The sequence below is a fragment of the Streptomyces sp. NPDC014991 genome, from assembly GCF_043080665.1.
In the GTDB taxonomy this organism is placed as follows: Bacteria; Actinomycetota; Actinomycetes; order Streptomycetales; family Streptomycetaceae; genus Streptomyces.
This window is the reverse complement of sequence record NZ_JBIBVY010000002.1, coordinates 198,759-216,217: the sequence shown is the minus strand read 5'-3', so window position 1 is coordinate 216,217 and position 17,459 is coordinate 198,759. Positions and strand designations below refer to the sequence as shown.

Here is a 17,459-nt window from a genome sequence, read left to right as displayed (position 1 = left end):
GACCGGGGCCGACAGGTTGCCGAACAGTGGACAGCCATGTGGAGAAGCGGCGGATCGCTGGGGACAACCGCCCCCAGCCTGTGGGTTACCCGTGGACAACTTCGTCCACAGGTTGGGGACCCCTGGGTTGTCCACAGGCTGTGGAGATCCTTTGTCCACCAATCCACAGGCCCCTGAGCTGGGCGGAGGTCGTGGGGCCAGCCTCCCTGTGGACGCGGTTCGGGACAACTCCCCGGTCCCCAGGGTGTGGACGGAAGAAAGTCACCGAATCTGTGGAGAGTGGCCGTAACCCGGCATGAATTCGAACACGGGATGACACGGGAGGAACGGCTCACCGGGCCGTGCCGCGGCGCCCGGAGGGCCGGACCCCAGACCGACGACCCCGGCGAGCGACCTCCTGGACGCCTGGAGCGCCCGCCTGAAGGGGGCCGAGTGGGTCCGCGAGCCTGGCCGCCGAGCATGGCCCGCCGGAACGGCTCGCTCCCGGCGGGCGCGCCCCGCCGGGACGGCTCCGCGGCGGCGAGGACCACCGGGGGACGGCTCCGGCCCCGCCGGGACGGCCCCCTGGAACGGCGGAGGGCGCCCCGGGGTGTGTCCCGGGGCGCCCTCCGTGCCGGCCTGCGTACGGCCTGCCTCAGCCGTTCTTGATGCGGTTCGTCAGCTCGGTGACCTGGTTGTAGATCGAGCGGCGCTCGGCCATCAGCGCGCGGATCTTGCGGTCGGCGTGCATGACGGTCGTGTGGTCGCGGCCGCCGAACTGCGCGCCGATCTTGGGCAGCGACAGGTCCGTCAGCTCGCGGCACAGGTACATGGCGATCTGCCGGGCCGTGACCAGCTGGCGGCCACGCGAGCTGCCGCACAGGTCCTCGACCGTGAGCCCGAAGTAGTCCGCGGTCGCCGCCATGATGGCCGGCGCGGTGATCTCCGGCGTCGAGTCCTCACCGCCGGGGATCAGGTCCTTCAGGACGATCTCGGTCAGGCCCAGGTCCACCGGCTGCCGGTTGAGCGAGGCGAACGCCGTCACCCTGATCAGCGCGCCCTCCAGCTCACGGATGTTCCGCGAGATGCGGGAGGCGATGAACTCCAGCACCTCCGGCGGCGCGTTCAGCTGCTCCTGCACCGCCTTCTTGCGCAGGATCGCGATCCGGGTCTCCAGCTCCGGCGGCTGGACATCGGTGATCAGACCCCACTCGAAACGGTTCCGCAGCCGGTCCTCCAGCGTCACCAGCTGCTTGGGCGGCCGGTCGCTCGACAGCACGATCTGCTTGTTGGCGTTGTGGAGCGTGTTGAACGTGTGGAAGAACTCCTCCTGCGTCGACTCCTTGTCCGCCAGGAACTGGATGTCGTCGACGAGCAGGATGTCCATCTCGCGGTACCGCTTGCGGAAGCTGTCGCCCTTGCCGTCGCGGATCGAGTTGATGAACTCGTTGGTGAACTCCTCCGAGCTCACATAGCGCACACGCGTGCCCGGGTAGAGACTGCGCGCGTAGTGCCCGATCGCGTGCAGCAGATGCGTCTTGCCGAGCCCGGACTCCCCGTAGATGAACAGGGGGTTGTACGCCTTGGCGGGCGCCTCGGCGACGGCGACCGCCGCCGCGTGCGCGAACCGGTTCGACGCGCCGATGACGAACGTGTCGAACAGATATTTGGGGTTCAGCCGCGCGGTCGGCTCGCCGGGCCCGCTCCCCTTCGCCGGCTGCCCGGCGGGCGGACCGGGGACGCCCGGGCCGGACATGGCCGGGCGGCCGTGGCCGCCGCGGTGCGCCGACGGGTCGGGCGGCTCACGGCGGACCGGGTCGCGCTGGTCGTACTCGGTCCGGGAGGAGTCGTAGTCCGGGCGCGACGGCTCGTAGGGCGCACGCCGGGCGTCGTAGTCACCGCGCTGCTGCCCGTACGACGGCCGCTCCCTGCCCTGCGGCCGGTAGTCCTGCGACGGCGAGCCGTACGTGTCCGCCTCGGAGCCGTAACCGTCCTGGGACGACGGCGACGCGTACGGGTCGCGCTCGGGGAAGCCGAGCCGCGGCTGCTGCCAGCCGTAGTCGTCCTGCCCGGGGCGCGGCCAGGCGCCGGGCTCGGGGCGCTGGTACTCCGACGGGTAGGCCGGGCGGGCGGTCGGGAGCTGGTCCGAGCGGCCCTGCGGGGACTGCTCGCCGCTCGGCTCGGTGCCCGGGATCTGGTCGGGCGCGCGGTGGCGGCCGTAGCCCTCGTACGACCCCGAGGACGGTTCCGGTTCCTCGTAGCGCGACGCGGGCGCCTGCTGCGCGGTGGGCGCCGGCGGTTCGCCCGCCGAGTCGTCCACGGTGATCGCGATCCGGATCGGCCGGCCGCACTCGCGGCTCAGGGTCTCGCTGACGACCGGCGCGAGACGGCCCTCCAGTACGCCCTTCGCGAATTCGTTCGGTACGGCGAGCAGCGCGGTGTCGGCGACCAGCGCCAGCGGCTGGCAGCGCCGGATCCAGTGCTCGTCCCTCGCCTCGACGCCCTGACCGCGGCCCTCCCCGAGCAGTTGCTCCAGTACGCGTGGCCACACTGCGGCAAGATCGGCAGGTACGTCAGCCACAGGGCACGCTCTTTCACAGGTCCCACGAACGTGTGGTCCGGGGGGAGGGGTCGGGGTCTGAATCGGGTGGTGAGTGGGACAAGGGAACGAATCGGAGTCCAGCCACGGTAGTCAGCGCGGCGGGTAGGGTTCAAGTTGTTGTCCCCAGCCTGTGGACAGTGTCTCTCGGCGACCCCCGGTTTGACCGGACGGGCCGGCCGCGCGTACCGTAACCAGGTCGAGTTGTCGATGGCTGCTGCCGCCTGCCTCCGATGGGCACAGATCACTTGGGTGATCGGGAAGCGGTGCACTCGGGCGTGAAGCGAGCTACTCGTGGGCGCACGGTGACAGCCAGGACGGCACCCCGCCACTACCGATTTCTTCTGGAGCCCCCGAGTGAGCAAGCGCACCTTCCAGCCGAACAACCGTCGTCGCGCGAAGACCCACGGCTTCCGGCTGCGTATGCGCACCCGTGCCGGCCGCGCGATTCTCGCGTCCCGCCGTGGCAAGGGTCGCGCCCGTCTGTCCGCCTGATCCCGGTCAGGTCATGCCATCGTGCTGCCCACCGATAACCGGCTGAGGCGGCGCGAGGACTTCGCGACCGCGGTACGACGAGGGCGCCGGGCAGGTCGCCCAACCCTCGTCGTCCACCTTCGTAGCGGTGCCACGGACCCGCACGCGCCTGGGGAGAGCGCTCCCCCGACGCGTGCGGGTTTCGTCGTGAGCAAGGCCGTGGGTGGTGCGGTCGTGCGCAACAAAGTGAAGCGCAGACTGCGTCATCTGATGCGTGACCGAGTCGCCCTGTTCCCCCCCGGTAGCCTGGTAGTCGTACGAGCGCTGCCCGGAGCGGGCGACGCGGACCACGCACAGCTGGCCCAAGACCTGGACGCCGCCCTACAGCGGTTGCTGGGAGGGGGCGCGCGATGAAGTACCCGCTACTGGCCCTGATCAAGCTGTACCAGTGGACGATCAGTCCGCTGCTGGGGCCGGTGTGCAAGTACTACCCGTCGTGCTCCCACTACGGCTACACAGCCATCGACCGGCACGGTGCGGTCAAGGGAACGGCACTCACCGCCTGGCGCATCCTCCGGTGCAATCCGTGGTCGCTCGGCGGTGTGGACCATGTCCCTCCGCGTAAGCGCCCGCGGTGGCACGAAAGGCTGCGCAACGCCTGGCGCGCACGCAAGGGCGGGCCCTCCGCCGCACCGGCCATCGAAGCGAAGCCCGAGAAGCCTGCTTCCGAGCTTCCCCCGAGCCCGGCCGCAGAGACCTCGTCCCATGCCCAAGGAGCATGATTAGTGGACACGATTGCCAGCCTCTTCAGCTTCATCACGACACCCGTCTCATGGGTCATCGTCCAGTTCCACACGGTGTACGGCGCCATCTTCGGCCCGAACACCGGGTGGGCCTGGGGCCTGTCCATCGTGTCCCTCGTGATCCTGATCCGCATCTGCCTGATCCCGCTCTTCGTGAAGCAGATCAAGTCGACGCGCGCGATGCAGACGCTCCAGCCGGAGATGAAGAAGATCCAGGAGCGCTACAAGAACGACCGGCAGCGCCAGTCCGAAGAGATGATGAAGCTGTACAAGGAGACGGGTACCAACCCGCTCTCCTCGTGCCTTCCCATCCTGGCGCAGTCCCCGTTCTTCTTCGCCCTGTACCACGTGCTCAGCGGCATCGCCTCGGGCAAGAAGATCGGCGTCATCGACGAGCAGCTGCTCGCCAGCGCCCGTCAGGCGCACATCTTCGGCGCCCCGCTCGCGGCGAAGTTCATGGACAGCGCGGCCACGGTCGAGGCGCTGGGCGCCACGCTGACCGACGTCCGGGTCGTGACCGCGGTCATGATCGTGATGATGTCGTTCTCGCAGTTCTACACGCAGCGTCAGCTGATGACGAAGAACGTCGACACCACGGTGAAGACGCCGTTCATGCAGCAGCAGAAGATGCTGATGTACGTCTTCCCGGTCATGTTCGCCGTCTTCGGCATCAACTTCCCGGTCGGTGTCCTCGTCTACTGGCTGACCACCAACGTGTGGACCATGGGCCAGCAGATGTACGTCATCCGCAACAACCCGACGCCGGGCTCCAAGGCGCAGGCCGCCTACCTGGAACGCCTGACCAAGCACGTCACCCAGCACGGCAAGATCCGCCGGCGTGGTGAGAAGGCCATCGTCAAGGCGATCGTCGCCAAGGGCCGTGACCGCAACGAGTTCGAGCGCAAGTTCGTCAACGCGCTGAACAAGGCCGGTCTCGCCGCCCAGGCCGACGGCACCGTGGTGCGGAGCACGGCCCAGGCCGCGGCGCAGACCGAGGACGGCGTGACCACCACCACGGGCGTGACCGGTACCGACACCGCCGGCCGGCGCCAGCAGCCCAAGCGTCAGAGCAAGTCCCAGCGTCAGTCCGGCGGGTCCAGGCAAGTGGGTGACGACTCGCTGTCGCTGGAGAAGACCGACGAGCCGCAGGACGCCAAGCCCGCCGCTGCCAAGCAGCCCAAGCAGCCCCAGAAGCCCGGCTCCGGCACCCGCAGCAAGGCCCAGTCCGGCCAGCGCAAGGGTGGCCCGCAGCGGCCCAAGTCCCCGTCCAAGAAGTAAGAAGGAGCCCATCCCGTGACGGAAGGCACCACCTCCGCCGCTGCCGAGGGTGCAGACACCCTCACCCGCTTGGAGCAGGAGGGTGAGATCGCGGCGGACTACCTCGAGGGTCTGCTGGACATCGCCGATCTCGACGGCGACATCGACATGGACGTCGAGGCCGACCGCGCCGCCGTGTCGATCATCAGCGACACCGGCAGCCGCGACCTGGAGAAGCTGGTCGGCCGGGACGGCGAGGTGCTGGAGGCGCTTCAGGAGCTGACGCGCCTGGCGGTGCACCGGGAGACCGGCGACCGCAGCCGGCTGATGCTGGACATCGCGGGGTACCGGGCCAGGAAGCGGGCCGAGCTGTCCGAGCTGGGTGCCAAGGCCGTCGCCGAGGTGAAGAGCAGCGGCGAGCCCGTGAAGCTCGTGCCGATGAGCCCCTTCGAGCGCAAGGTCGTGCACGACGCGGTCAAGGCCGCGGGACTGCGCAGCGAGTCCGAAGGCGAGGAGCCGCAGCGGTTCGTCGTCGTACTGCCCGCTTGATCGGACCCTCGCGCTTCACCGGCCCCGTCTGTTGAGCAGGCGGGGCCGAATATTTGTCAGCCTGGTAGTTCTGGTGGCCGGTGCGTGAAGCGCCGGCGCTGTACGGAAGGACGGTCCCCGTGACGGAGGCAGCGGAGCTTCCCCCCGCGCCCGCGCAGGCGCGGGAAGTGTTTGGTGATCGCTTCGCGGATGCGGTGCGCTATGCGGAGCTGCTCGCCGAGGCGGGCGTGCAGCGTGGCCTCATCGGTCCGCGGGAGGTGCCCCGCCTGTGGGAGCGGCACCTGCTCAACTGTGCGGTGCTGTCCGAGGCCGTCCCGGAGGGCGTGACGGTCTGCGACGTCGGCTCGGGTGCCGGCCTGCCGGGTATCCCGCTCGCCCTGGTCCGGGACGATCTGAACATCACCCTGCTGGAGCCGCTGCTGCGACGCACCAACTTCCTCAGCGAGGTCGTCGAACTGCTCGGCCTGGACCACGTCACCGTGGTGCGCGGTCGTGCCGAGGAGGTCATGGGCAAGCTGCCGCCCGTGCATGTGGTGACCGCTCGTGCCGTGGCTCCGCTGGACCGCCTTGCCACCTGGGGCATTCCGCTGCTGCGTCCGTACGGCGAGATGCTCGCGCTGAAGGGTGACACGGCCGAGGAGGAGCTGAAGGCCGCGGCCTCCGCTCTCAGCAAGCTCGGTGCGGTCGAGACATCCATCCTGCATGTGGGTGAGGGCGTCGTGGATCCCATGTCCACCGTGGTGCGGGTCGAGGTCGGGGAGAGCCCGGGCGGTGTGCGCTTCGCGGCCAAGCGGGCGAAGGCGGCCCGTACCGGTCGTGTTCGTCGCCGTCGCTGACCCGTCCTGACGACGAGCCGTACTCCACACAAGCTGCCCCTCCGCCATACTCCGGAGTGTCGCGGAGGTCCGGTCGCGGGCGCTGTGCATCGTGTTTCACGTGAAACGTCGCCCATTGCTGCACGGCATCATCGGCCGCGGTCGCGCCGCGGCCGAGCCCCGCGACCGGGCTTCTCTCGGCTCGCTCGGACAGGAACCCCCCTCACCGGGCACCCCGGCCCCCTCCCGGGGCACGGAGTTGTCCACAGAGGTGGATTTCTCCACAGAACGACAGGCCTCACTGGTTCATGACCCCGACGGCATGGGAGGCTCTGTTCATTGCGAGCCTGATGTCGAGGAGAGTGAATCCGTGCGGTCCGACGCCAACATCGCGGGACCGATGACCGATCCGGTCCCCGGTCCCCGCACCGAGTCGATGGGGGCGGATGTTTCACGTGAAACACCGCCCCCGATGGACGACACTCCCATCGGTCGAGCGGCCCAATTGGCGGTGGAGGCTCTCGGTCGCGCCGGCGAAGGCCTGCCGCGACCGGAGCAGACCCGACTGATCGTGGTCGCCAACCAGAAGGGTGGCGTGGGCAAGACGACGACGACCGTCAACCTTGCCGCCTCGCTGGCTCTGCACGGCAGCCGTGTCCTGGTGGTCGACCTCGACCCGCAGGGCAACGCATCGACGGCTCTGGGGATCGACCACCACGCCGAGGTCCCCTCCATCTACGACGTGTTGGTGGAGAGCAGGCCTCTCGCCGAGGTCGTCCAGCCCGTCGTCGACGTCGAGGGCCTCTTCTGCGCACCCGCCACCATCGATCTCGCCGGTGCGGAGATCGAGTTGGTGTCCCTGGTGGCCCGGGAGAGCCGGCTCCAGCGGGCGATCCAGGCGTACGAGCAGCCGTTGGACTACATCCTCATCGACTGCCCGCCCTCCCTCGGCCTGCTGACGGTCAACGCACTGGTCGCCGGCCAGGAGGTACTCATCCCGATCCAGTGCGAGTACTACGCGCTGGAGGGACTGGGCCAGCTGCTGCGCAACGTCGACCTGGTGCGGGGGCACCTCAACCCCACGCTGCATGTGTCGACCATTCTGCTCACCATGTACGACGGCCGGACGCGTCTCGCTTCCCAGGTCGCCGAAGAGGTGCGCACCCACTTCGGCGACGAGGTGCTGCGGACGAGCATTCCCCGCTCCGTCCGTATCTCGGAGGCGCCGAGTTACGGGCAGACGGTGCTGACCTACGATCCAGGATCGAGCGGCGCCCTCTCTTACCTTGAGGCGGCCCGAGAAATCGCGCTGAGGGGCATCGGTGTCAGCTACGACGCCGGCCACGCCCACATCGGCGCCCAGAACAACCCGAGCATGGTGGAGGGCACCCAGTGAGTGAGCGACGGAGGGGACTGGGCCGTGGACTCGGCGCGTTGATCCCCGCTGCCCCGACCGAGAAGACCCCGGCGCCGGCGACGGTGGGCGGCGGAGCATCGACTTCCCCCGCCGCCGTCCCGGTGCTGACGACCGACCGGGGGGTGGCCGCGGCGAAGGTGGCCACGCTGCCGCCTGTCGTGCACGAGGCCGAGGTGGCCCCGGCAAGCCCCGCCGTGGAGGTGCCCACGCCTCCGGTGGGTGCCCACTTCGCCGAGATCCCGCTGGACGACATCACGCCGAACCCGCGGCAGCCGCGCGAGATCTTCGACGAGGACGCGCTTCAGGAGCTGGTCACCTCCATCAGGGAGGTCGGTCTCCTCCAGCCCGTCGTGGTGCGGCAGCTGGGACCGGCCCGCTACGAGCTGATCATGGGCGAGCGCCGCTGGCGCGCCTGCCGCGAGGCCGGCCTGGACGCCATCCCGGCCATCGTCCGGGCCACGGAGGACGAGAAGCTCCTCCTGGACGCACTGCTGGAGAACCTGCACCGGGCGCAGCTGAACCCGATCGAAGAGGCCGCTGCCTACGACCAGCTGCTGAAGGACTTCAACTGCACGCACGACCAGCTGGCGGACCGGATCGGGCGCTCCCGTCCGCAGGTCTCCAACACCCTGCGTCTGCTGAAGCTGTCGCCGACGGTGCAGAAGCGGGTGGCCGCCGGAGTGCTTTCGGCCGGTCATGCCCGGGCGTTGCTGGCTGTCGAGGACTCCGAGGAGCAGGACCGGCTGGCACACCGGATCGTGGCCGAGGGGCTGTCGGTGCGGTCCGTGGAAGAGATCGTCACGCTGATGGGCTCGCGGCCTCAGAAGGCCTCGCGTTCGCGGGGCCCCCGGGCCGGTTCGGTGCCCTCTCCGGCACTGAGCGAGCTGGCCACCCGGTTGTCGGACCGCTTCGAGACGCGGGTGAAGGTCGAACTGGGCCAGAAGAAGGGCAAGATCACCGTCGAGTTCGCCTCGCCGGACGACCTTGAGCGGATCCTCAGCGCGCTCGCTCCGGGCGAGAAGCTGGCCCTTCAGAGCGGTCTTCGGGAGGGCGACAGCCAGGAGACGCACGACTGAGCCTCGGGCGGATCCGCCCCGTTGTGCAGGGGAGCGGGCCGTGTCCGGTGTGTGCCGGAACACGGTCCGCTCTTTGCTTTAGGGCGGTATCGAGTGAATCCCATGGTGGATACGATGCCAACAGGTATGGCGCATCCACCGGACAGCATCTGCATCTCTGAGCGGGGAGTCGGGGCCATGCGATCGATGAGCCGCACCGGACTGGTGAGCGCGGGCCTGGGCCTCGGCGCGGTCGGCGGGTTCGTCGGCAGCCTGCTCAGGGAGCGGAGCGCTCTGACAGCCGCACACGATGCGGCGGGCGAAGGAAGCGAGGATCAGCCTTCATGGGGCGTCGGCTCGTGCCGCTCACGCTGGACAACCTTCAGGACCTTCCCCAACGCTGTCGCTCATGCGTCTTCTGGGAACTGGACCCTGTCAGCGGCGAAGCGGCGGTGACAGCGGGCACATCCGCGACGGAGAAGGAAGCCTGGATCTCCGCCGTCCTGCTGGACTGGGGATCGTGCGGCCGGGTGGCTTACGTCGATGACGTGCCGGCGGGCTTCGTGCTCTATGCCCCGCCGGCCTACGTGCCGCGCTCCACGGCCTTTCCCACGAGCCCGGTCTCACCGGACGCGGTGCAGCTGATCACGGCCTTCATCCTGCCCGGCTACCAGGGGCAGGGACTGGGTCGGGTGCTGGTGCAGGCGGTTGCCAAGGACCTGCTGCGCAGGGGCTTCAAAGCGATCGAGGCGTTCGGTGACGCCCGTTGGAAGGAACCGGCCTGCCTGCTGCCCGCCGACCATCTGCTGGCCGTGGGCTTCAAGACGGTCCGTCAGCACCCCGCACATCCCCGGCTGCGGTTGGAGCTGCGGTCCACGGTCTCCTGGAAGGAAGACGTGGAGATGGCACTCGACCGTCTTCTGGGAGCGGTCCAGAAGGAACCCGCGCTGAGGCCGCTGTAGCGGTCGGCCGGGTGCCGACGGGGCGGCCGTCAGCAGAGGGCCGTCGCATGCGAATGGGCCGACCCCGGAGGGTCGGCCCATTCGTGTTTCACGTGAAACGTCACTTGGTGATGAACTCTTCGAGGTCGCGCAGAAGCGCGGCCTTGGGCTTTGCGCCGACGATCGTCTTGGCGACCTCGCCGTCCTGGTAGACGTTCAGGGTCGGGATGGACATGACGCCGTACTTGGCGGCCGTGCCCGGGTTCTCGTCGATGTTGATCTTGACGATCTCGATCTTGTCGCCGAACTCGGCAGCGATCGCCTCCAGCGACGGGGCGATCTGGCGGCACGGGCCGCACCAGGCCGCCCAGAAGTCCACCAGAACAGGCTTGTCGCTCTTCAGGACGTCCTGGTCGAAGGAATCGTCGGTCACAATCTTGAGGTTGCCGGCCACGGCGGGCTCCTTACCTTGGTCGTGCGGTGGGGCGAGGGGAGAAGGGGAAGATCAGACGGCCGCGGTCTTCTCGGGCTCCGCCTGGTCCTCGTCCGCGAGAGCGGCGAGGAAGCGCTCGGCGTCCAAAGCGGCGGAGCAGCCGGTGCCGGCCGCGGTGATCGCCTGGCGGTAGGTGTGGTCGACCACGTCGCCGGCGGCGAAGACACCGGTCACGTTGGTACGCGTGGACGGAGCGGCGACCTTCAGGTAACCCTCCTCGTCCAGGTCCAGCTGCCCCTGGAACAGCTCGGTACGCGGGTCATGGCCGATCGCGATGAACAGACCCGTCACGGGCAGCTCGGACAACTCGCCGGTCTTGAGGTTGCGCAGCTTCAGTCCGGAGAGCTTCTGGTCGCCCTGGATCTCGGCGACCTCGCTGTCCCAGACGAACTTGATCTTCGGGTCGGCGAAGGCACGCTCCTGCATCGCCTTCGAGGCACGCAGGGTGTCCCGGCGGTGCACGACCGTCACGGACTTGGCGAACCGCGAGAGGAAGGTGGCCTCCTCCATCGCGGTGTCACCGCCGCCGATCACGGCGATGTCCTGGTCCCTGAAGAAGAACCCGTCACAGGTGGCGCACCAGGAGACACCGCGACCGGACAGCACGTCCTCCTTCGGGAGGCCCAGCTTGCGGTGCTGGGACCCGGTGGTCACGATGACGGACTTCGCCTGGTGGACGGTGCCCGCGGTGTCGGTGACGGTCTTGATCTCACCGGTCAGGTCGACGGAGACGATGTCGTCCGGAACCAGCTCGGCGCCGAAGCGCTCAGCCTGCGCACGCATGTTGTCCATGAGGTCGGGGCCCATGATGCCGTCGCGGAAGCCGGGGAAGTTCTCCACCTCGGTGGTGTTCATCAGGGCCCCACCCGCGGTGACGGCGCCTTCGAACACCAGGGGCTTCAGCGACGCACGGGCGGTGTAGAGCGCCGCCGTGTAGCCGGCGGGCCCGGAGCCGATGATGATCACGTTACGGACGTCGCTCACGGCTTGATTCCTCGTCTCTGGTCAGCGTCAGTCGACCGGTGAGAGCCCCTTTCAGGACTCTCACCCACCCAACGGATCCTACGGGGCGTGCATTCCCGGTGTGTCCGGGCACACGCAAACGCACCGGCGGCCGAAGGAGTGTTCCAGCCGACTCAGGGACGCACGACGGACTGTTTCAGCAGGACCTCGCCGGCCGCGGTGCTCCGCTGCCGCACGCAGGCCTCGTCGACCACGTACGCGGTGACCCGCTTGCTGTCGTGAGCATCGGCCACGACGACGAGGTAGGCGGACTTCCCCGCATAGGTGCCCGTCTTGGCGCCCAAGACGTCAGCGCCTCGGCTGAGCGCTTGCCGGACACAGTCGGGGACGGGGACAGCGGTCTGGATCAAGGTGTTCGGGCCCCGGGTCGCCCCTGGTGTGTCCGACCCGCCCTCGGTGTGCAGCCGGGGCTTCTCGCTGTCCTGCGGCAGCCCCTTCTTCGTGGCGAGGAGGCCATGAACCTGGTTCTGCACGCTGTCACCGGAGAAGGCGCCGGCGGAGGTGGTCGGCGTCCCGTGGGCTGTCGTGTCGCCGGAGTTGTCACCGAGTGACGTCACGACCAGGCCACCGCCGCCCAGCACCGCGGCCGTGAGAACGGCACCCAGCACGAACCGGCCACGGCGCCGCCCGCGCTCGGACGGCTTGCGTCCGGGCCCGGTCGTCGCACGCGGTCGTCCGCCGGGACGATGCACCACGGGCGCTGTTTCACGTGAAACATGACCGGCGGTGACCTCGCCGCCGGCGCGCGGTGGGGCCCCGGCGGCCAGGGCGATGTCGATGCGCTCGGCCACGTCGTCCGGCATCCGCTCCGACTCCGGTACGGATCCCAGGAGGCTCCGGATCTCCTCCAGCGAGGCGTACATGTCCGCGCACGCCTCACACGTGCCCAGATGACGCCGCACATCGGTGCTCCGGTCCGGCGCCAGCAGGCCCTCGGTGAGGTCGGAGATCTCGGCGACGTCCGGGTGCCCGGCCGTGTCCGTCCTGGAAGTCACGCTCGCCCACCTCCGCCCTTCACTGCGGCTGAATCGCTCGGCCCCGTGTCCAGGGGGCGTCCGCTCGGTGATCCCGTTGCCGGTGGGACGGATGTCCCCGCCCCCCGGTTCCGCCCCGGGCCGGATTCTTTCCGCCCTCCCGCGCCATCGGCTTCTTCGCCGCTCCGGGTACGGGCGGTCCGCGGATCCGCGCTGCCCTCGGGCCGTAGATGAGCCAGCAGAGGCAGCAGCCGGGCTCTGCCCCGGGCGCACCGGCTCTTCACCGTCCCCGTCGGCACATCCAGGATCCGCGCGGCCTCGGCCACCGGATATCCCTGCATGTCCACCAGGACCAGAGCGGCCCGCTGCTCCGGCGGGAGGGTGCCGAGCGCTTCGAGGAGCTGGCGGTGCACGTCCTTGCGCTCGGCCGGTGCCGAGGCGGACTCGTACGGTTCCAGCAGCTGCTCCAGCCGCTCGGTGTCGTCGACCGGTGCGGTTTTGCGCGAGGCCGCCTTGCGGACCCGGTCCAGGCAGGCGTTCACGGTGATCCGGTGCAGCCACGTGGTGACGGCCGACTGCCCCCGGAAGGTGTGGGCGGCCCGGTAGGCGGACACCAGGGCGTCCTGCACCGCGTCCGCGGCCTCCTCCCGGTCTCCCAGCGTCCGCAGCGCGACCGCCCAGAGCCGGTCCCGGTGCCGCCGCACGATCTCACCGAAGGCCTCGGGATCACCTTCCACGTGACGGGCGAGCAGGTCCTTGTCGCTCGCTCCGTCGTATCCGGCGCCCTCCGCCATCTGCCCCCTCCGGTCCGGGTGAGACGTCAGCCCGTGAACTTCACTTCGCCGATGGCCTGCTTGAAGCCGGCCCCGGCGTACAGGGCGGAGTCATACCCTGAATTCGGCACAGCCGTCAGCCAGACGAGGACGTACCGCGTCTTGACCGACTTGGTGACCTTCACCGTAGCGCTGGTGCCCGTCGTCGTGACCTTGCCGATCTGGTCCATCGAGTCCAGCGAGGGCGGCGTCAGCGAGTCGGCCGCGTACAGCTCGACCGTCGTGTGGTCACCGGCGTAGCGCATGTCGATGGTGGCGGTGCTGAGCTTGCTGACCGAGCCGAGGTCGTAGACGATGCCGACCCCCGGCTTGAACGGCGCGATCGTGGGGCCTTCGTTGAAACTCCTCGTCCTCCAGTAGGTGGACGCGTCCCCGTCGTACGTCTTGGCCACGTCGGCGGGGCGCTGGGGCGCCCCCTCGGCGACGAACTCCTGGCTGTGCTGGATCTTTATCGGAACCGGTTTCGTCTTCGCAGGGCTCTTGTCGCCGTCGTCCGTCGTCTGGCTCTTGTTGGTGTCGTCCGACGTGCGGTCCCGGTCCATCAGGGCATCCGCGAGCTGCCAGCTGCCCAGGCCCAGGGCGGCGATCAGGAGTGCCGACACCGCCCACTTCAGGGCCTTGCCGGTGCGGCTCTGGAGCGGGGGCGGCGGGGCCGTGATCGGCTGACCGGCTCCGGGGTGCGCTGCCGGGCGACCGTAGGTGCCCTGCTGGTAGGTGGTGCGCTGGTAGTCCGGCGGGGCCGTGAACGACGGCTCGGGCGGGCGGATGCGGGGCATCTCGCCGATCGCCTTCACCAGCTCCTCCGGCGTGGTGCACGGAGCCTCGTGACGGGAGGCAGTGGCCCCGTCGTTCACCAGGGCACGCATGGTCAGCTCGGACAGGCCGCGGTGCACTCCGGCCCGCACCTGGTCCGGTGCGATGAGGCCGATGTCCTTGGGGAGGCCGGACAGGCCGTAGGCGTCGTTCTCGTACGGCCAGCGCTGGGTGAGCGCCGCGTACAGCAGGGCGCCGATGGCCTCCGTGTCGGTGCGCTGCGGGGTGTCGGAGCTGACGCCGCGCAGCGCGGCGTTCACGGCGAGGCCGCGGATACGCCACTGGCCGCTGGAGGTGCGCAGAACGGCGTTGGGGTTGAGCCGCAGATGGGCGAGGCCCTCGCGGTGCGCCGCGGCCATGGCCGAGGAGATCTGACTGACCATCTGGTAGGCGTCGTGCGGTTCCAGCGGGCCGCCCGCGAGCAGGGTGGTCATTTCGGTGGCGTCGGGCAGCCACTCGTGCACGACGTACACGAGGTCGTTCTCCTCGACGGCGTCGAGGACCTGCACGAAGCGCGGATCGCCGAGCAGTGCGGAGGAACGGGCAGCGGCGAGGACGGAGCGGGCCCGGACGTGGTCGGCGGGCAGTACGTGGACGCCGACGGCGCGGCGGAGCTTCTCGTCGACCGCACGCCAGCTGCTGAAGCCGTCCAGACGGGTGACGCACTCCTCCAGCCGGTAGCGTCTGGCCAGCTTGTGGCCACTGTGCAGTTCCGGAGGCGAAGCCTTCTGTGCGGGACTCTCGGTACCGCCACTCCCCTGTGCCTGGTCGCTGTCCGTGTCCCGCTCCGGGTTCTTGGCCACCCCGTCGGCCGTGGACTGGTCCGCCTTGGCGGTCAGCGGTTGCTCACCGCTGGTGTCTGCCACGTCGACGGCAGCCGTGCTCCGTTCCGCCACCGTCGTCCCTGCCTCCCCATCCGTTGCACGCTGTCCGACGCCGAAACCAATTGTGCCCACAGTCCGCCGCTATGCACGACACACAGCGGCGGACGATGGTTGTGCGCGTACCCCCGCCTCAACGCCCCAGACGCCCGCGCACCATACCCACGAGCGAGTTGAGCTCCTCGATGCGCATCCGCCGGGCCGCCACGAAGAAGACACCCAGCAGGACGGCACCGCCGGCGAGCAGCGCGGCGAACGAGCCGCCGACGCCCTGGCCGAGGGTGTGGCCGATGCCGTAGCAGACCGCGCCGCTGAGCAGGGCCGCCGGCAGGGAGGCGATGCCCAGCCGCGCGTACGTGCGCAGCACCCGGGCCCCGTCCAGGTCGCCGCCCAGCCGCTTGCGCAGCCGCCGCCAGGCGATGCCCACACCGATGGCGTAGGCGAGGCCGTAGGCGGCGGCCATGCCGGCGACCGCCCAGCGCGGCGGCAGCAGGAAGTAGCAGAGGGCCGAGGCGCTCGCGTTGACCGCGGCCACGATGACCGTGTTGTAGAAGGGGGTACGGGTGTCCTCGTACGCGTAGAAGGCGCGCAGGACGACGTACTGCACCGAGTACGGGATCAGGCCGAGACCGAAGGCCATCAGCATGTACCCCATGTTCACGGCGGCGCTGGTGCCGGCGGAACCGAAGATCAGCGTGCACATGGGGATGCCGAGCGCGAGGAAGCCGAAGGCGATCGGGACGATGGCGACCGCGGTGGTGCGCAGACCCTGCGAGATGTCGTCACGGACCGCGCCGCCGTCACCCTCGGCGGCCGAGCGCGAGATGCGCGGCAACAGGGCGGCCATCAGGGAAACGGTGATGATGGCCTGCGGCAGACCCCAGATGAGCTGGGCATTGGCATAGGCGGCGAAGCCGGCGCCCTTGATGCCGGAGTCCTTGCCGGCGGCGGTGGACAGCTGCGTCACCACCATGGCGCCCGCCTGGTTGGCGAGGACGAACAGGACCGTCCACTTGGCGAGCATCGCGGCCTTGCCCAGACCGTGGCCGCGCCAGTCGAAGCGCAGCCGGACCCGGAAACCGGTCTCGCGCAGGTACGGGATCATCGCCAGCGCCTGGACGACCAGACCGAGCAGCACACCGACGCCGAGCAGGCGCTGCCCCTCCGGCGGGATGTTCGTGACGGTCATGTGGGAGTTGGCCGCGGTGCCGTAGACCCAGATGAACATGCCGAGCGTCACGATGATGACGATGTTGTTCAGGACCGGGGTCCACATCATCGCGCCGAACTTCCCGCGCGCGTTGAGGATCTGACCCATCACCACGTGGATACCCATGAAGAAGATCGAGGGCAGGAAGTAGCGGGTGAAGGTGACGGCGACGTCGTTGGCCGCCGGATTGGTGGCGACCGGGTTCGACAGCAGGCGCACCAGGAGGGGCGCGGCGAACATCGCGAGACCGGTCAGCGCCGCCAGTGCCACCATGACCAGGGTCAGCAGCCGGTTGGCGAAGGCCTCGCCACCGTCCTCGTCCTCCTTCATCGAGCGCACCAGCTGTGGCACGAACACGGAGTTCAGGCCACCGCCGACGGTGAGGATGTAGATCATCGTCGGCAGCTGGTAGGCCACCTGGAAAGAGTCGGCGAGAAAGCCGAGGCCCAGTGCGGCGGCGATCAGCGCGGAGCGGACGAAGCCGGTGAGGCGGGAGACCATCGTGCCCGCCGCCATCACGGCACTGGACTTCAGCAGTCCGGTGGCCCGCCCGCCCTTCTTGGTGGGCGCGGCGGGAGCACCGGAAGCGGCGTCGGTCGCGCCGCCCTCCGGCCCGGCGGTCCGGGGACCGCCCGCGACTGCGGCGGGAGCCGGCGCGGGCACCGGGGACTGCGCCGGATGTCCGGCGACGGGACCGGCCGCGTACGTGGCGTGGGCCGGGTGGGCGCCCCCGGGGTACGGGTCGCCCTGCTGCGGTCCCTGGCCGTACGGACCGCCGTGCCCGCCGTCCGGCGTGGCCGCCGGGCCGGGGACGGCCGGTGGGGCCATGGGCGAGTGTCCGCCGCTGTGCTGCTGGTCCCGGAAGAGATGCGCGAAGGCGTCCGGCTCGTGGTACTCCTCGCCGGAGTGCGTGACCAGGTCGTCCACCCCCACGAACTGGGTGGTGCGCGGGTCGTCGCCGTACGGCAGGTACGGGGCCGGGGCTTCCGGCTCGGGCGCCGGTGTCTGTGCCCACACGTGGGGGTCGGGCGAGTACGGCGACTGGGCGGGCGGGGCGTACAGCGGCTGCTGCGGGTCGTGGGTGCCCGGGGGCGGCGGCGGGTGAGCGGCGCGGTCGTAGAGCGCCTCGGCGACCGGGTCCTGCGCGGACAGGTCGTGCGCTCGGTAGGGATCCTGCTCGTAGGCGTCCTGGAGGTACATGTCCGCCGCGTGCTGCGGTGGCACCTGGCCAGGCTCGGGCGGCGGCTCGGGGTAGCCCGAACCGGCAGCGCCCTCGCCGCGGTCACCGTCGTACGGCGCGCTCATGCTTACCCCACCTCATCGTCCCGGGCCCACCGGCCACG

The 17,459-nt window shown here is 69.8% G+C and carries 16 protein-coding genes; 9 read left to right on the top strand and 7 right to left on the bottom strand.

Going from position 1 to position 17,459, the window contains the following annotated elements:
- Window positions 1-634: 634 nt before the first annotated feature.
- Complete coding sequence (gene dnaA / locus ACF1BE_RS05010) at window positions 635-2,560, bottom strand: chromosomal replication initiator protein DnaA (RefSeq protein WP_392197570.1); 1,926 nt, start codon at window positions 2,558-2,560, stop codon at window positions 635-637.
- Between the two features lie 375 nt (window positions 2,561-2,935).
- On the opposite strand from dnaA, the gene rpmH reads away from it, so the two are divergent.
- The 9 genes from rpmH to ACF1BE_RS04965 all read left to right on the top strand — a co-directional run bounded on the left by rpmH (window position 2,936) and on the right by ACF1BE_RS04965 (window position 9,910).
- Window positions 2,936-3,073 carry a 50S ribosomal protein L34 gene (rpmH, locus tag ACF1BE_RS05005; RefSeq protein WP_003949374.1) on the top strand — a complete coding sequence of 46 codons (138 nt, stop codon included), beginning with the start codon at window positions 2,936-2,938 and terminating at the stop codon, window positions 3,071-3,073.
- A gap of 21 nt (window positions 3,074-3,094) precedes the next feature.
- On the top strand, window positions 3,095-3,466 hold the full coding sequence (gene rnpA / locus ACF1BE_RS05000; RefSeq protein ID WP_392197569.1) for a ribonuclease P protein component: 372 nt from the start codon (window positions 3,095-3,097) through the stop codon (window positions 3,464-3,466).
- A complete protein-coding gene (yidD, locus tag ACF1BE_RS04995) occupies window positions 3,463-3,834 on the top strand; it encodes a membrane protein insertion efficiency factor YidD (protein WP_356819082.1) in 372 nt (123 codons plus the stop codon). The genes rnpA and yidD overlap by 4 nt, the downstream gene beginning before the upstream one ends.
- Before the next feature lie 3 nt (window positions 3,835-3,837).
- Entirely contained in the window at window positions 3,838-5,133 is a 1,296-nt protein-coding gene (gene yidC, locus ACF1BE_RS04990; RefSeq protein WP_392197568.1) for a membrane protein insertase YidC, read from the top strand.
- Between the two features lie 15 nt (window positions 5,134-5,148).
- A complete protein-coding gene (locus ACF1BE_RS04985) occupies window positions 5,149-5,661 on the top strand; it encodes a protein jag (protein WP_392197567.1) in 513 nt (170 codons plus the stop codon).
- Between the two features lie 119 nt (window positions 5,662-5,780).
- On the top strand, window positions 5,781-6,497 hold the full coding sequence (gene rsmG, locus ACF1BE_RS04980; protein ID WP_392197566.1) for a 16S rRNA (guanine(527)-N(7))-methyltransferase RsmG: 717 nt from the start codon (window positions 5,781-5,783) through the stop codon (window positions 6,495-6,497).
- A gap of 301 nt (window positions 6,498-6,798) precedes the next feature.
- On the top strand, window positions 6,799-7,872 hold the full coding sequence (locus ACF1BE_RS04975; protein ID WP_392197565.1) for a ParA family protein: 1,074 nt from the start codon (window positions 6,799-6,801) through the stop codon (window positions 7,870-7,872).
- Window positions 7,869-8,969: a ParB/RepB/Spo0J family partition protein gene (locus tag ACF1BE_RS04970; protein WP_392197564.1), complete on the top strand. Its 1,101-nt coding sequence runs from the start codon at window positions 7,869-7,871 to the stop codon at window positions 8,967-8,969. The genes ACF1BE_RS04975 and ACF1BE_RS04970 overlap by 4 nt, the downstream gene beginning before the upstream one ends.
- Before the next feature lie 323 nt (window positions 8,970-9,292).
- Window positions 9,293-9,910, top strand: a complete 618-nt coding sequence (locus tag ACF1BE_RS04965; RefSeq protein WP_392197563.1) for a GNAT family N-acetyltransferase — start codon at window positions 9,293-9,295, stop codon at window positions 9,908-9,910.
- Between the two features lie 100 nt (window positions 9,911-10,010).
- Here the strand turns inward: ACF1BE_RS04965 and trxA are convergent, their stop codons facing one another.
- The 6 genes from trxA to murJ form a co-directional block, all read right to left on the bottom strand.
- Window positions 10,011-10,343, bottom strand: coding sequence for a thioredoxin (trxA, locus tag ACF1BE_RS04960; protein WP_392197562.1), 333 nt, complete (start codon window positions 10,341-10,343; stop codon window positions 10,011-10,013).
- A 51-nt stretch (window positions 10,344-10,394) separates the two neighbouring features.
- A complete protein-coding gene (gene trxB, locus ACF1BE_RS04955; RefSeq protein ID WP_392197561.1) occupies window positions 10,395-11,366 on the bottom strand; it encodes a thioredoxin-disulfide reductase in 972 nt (323 codons plus the stop codon).
- Between the two features lie 152 nt (window positions 11,367-11,518).
- Complete coding sequence (locus ACF1BE_RS04950; protein ID WP_392197560.1) at window positions 11,519-12,400, bottom strand: anti-sigma factor family protein; 882 nt, start codon at window positions 12,398-12,400, stop codon at window positions 11,519-11,521.
- The gene (sigM, locus tag ACF1BE_RS04945) at window positions 12,397-13,173 is read right to left on the bottom strand and encodes an RNA polymerase sigma factor SigM (protein ID WP_392197559.1); all 777 of its coding nucleotides are present in this window, start codon (window positions 13,171-13,173) and stop codon (window positions 12,397-12,399) included. The genes ACF1BE_RS04950 and sigM overlap by 4 nt, the downstream gene beginning before the upstream one ends.
- A 26-nt stretch (window positions 13,174-13,199) precedes the next feature.
- Window positions 13,200-14,921: a serine/threonine protein kinase gene (locus ACF1BE_RS04940; RefSeq protein ID WP_392197558.1), complete on the bottom strand. Its 1,722-nt coding sequence runs from the start codon at window positions 14,919-14,921 to the stop codon at window positions 13,200-13,202.
- Between the two features lie 118 nt (window positions 14,922-15,039).
- Window positions 15,040-17,421 (bottom strand): murein biosynthesis integral membrane protein MurJ, encoded by a 2,382-nt coding sequence (gene murJ, locus ACF1BE_RS04935; protein WP_392197557.1) that lies wholly within the window; start codon window positions 17,419-17,421, stop codon window positions 15,040-15,042.
- Window positions 17,422-17,459 lie beyond the last annotated feature (38 nt).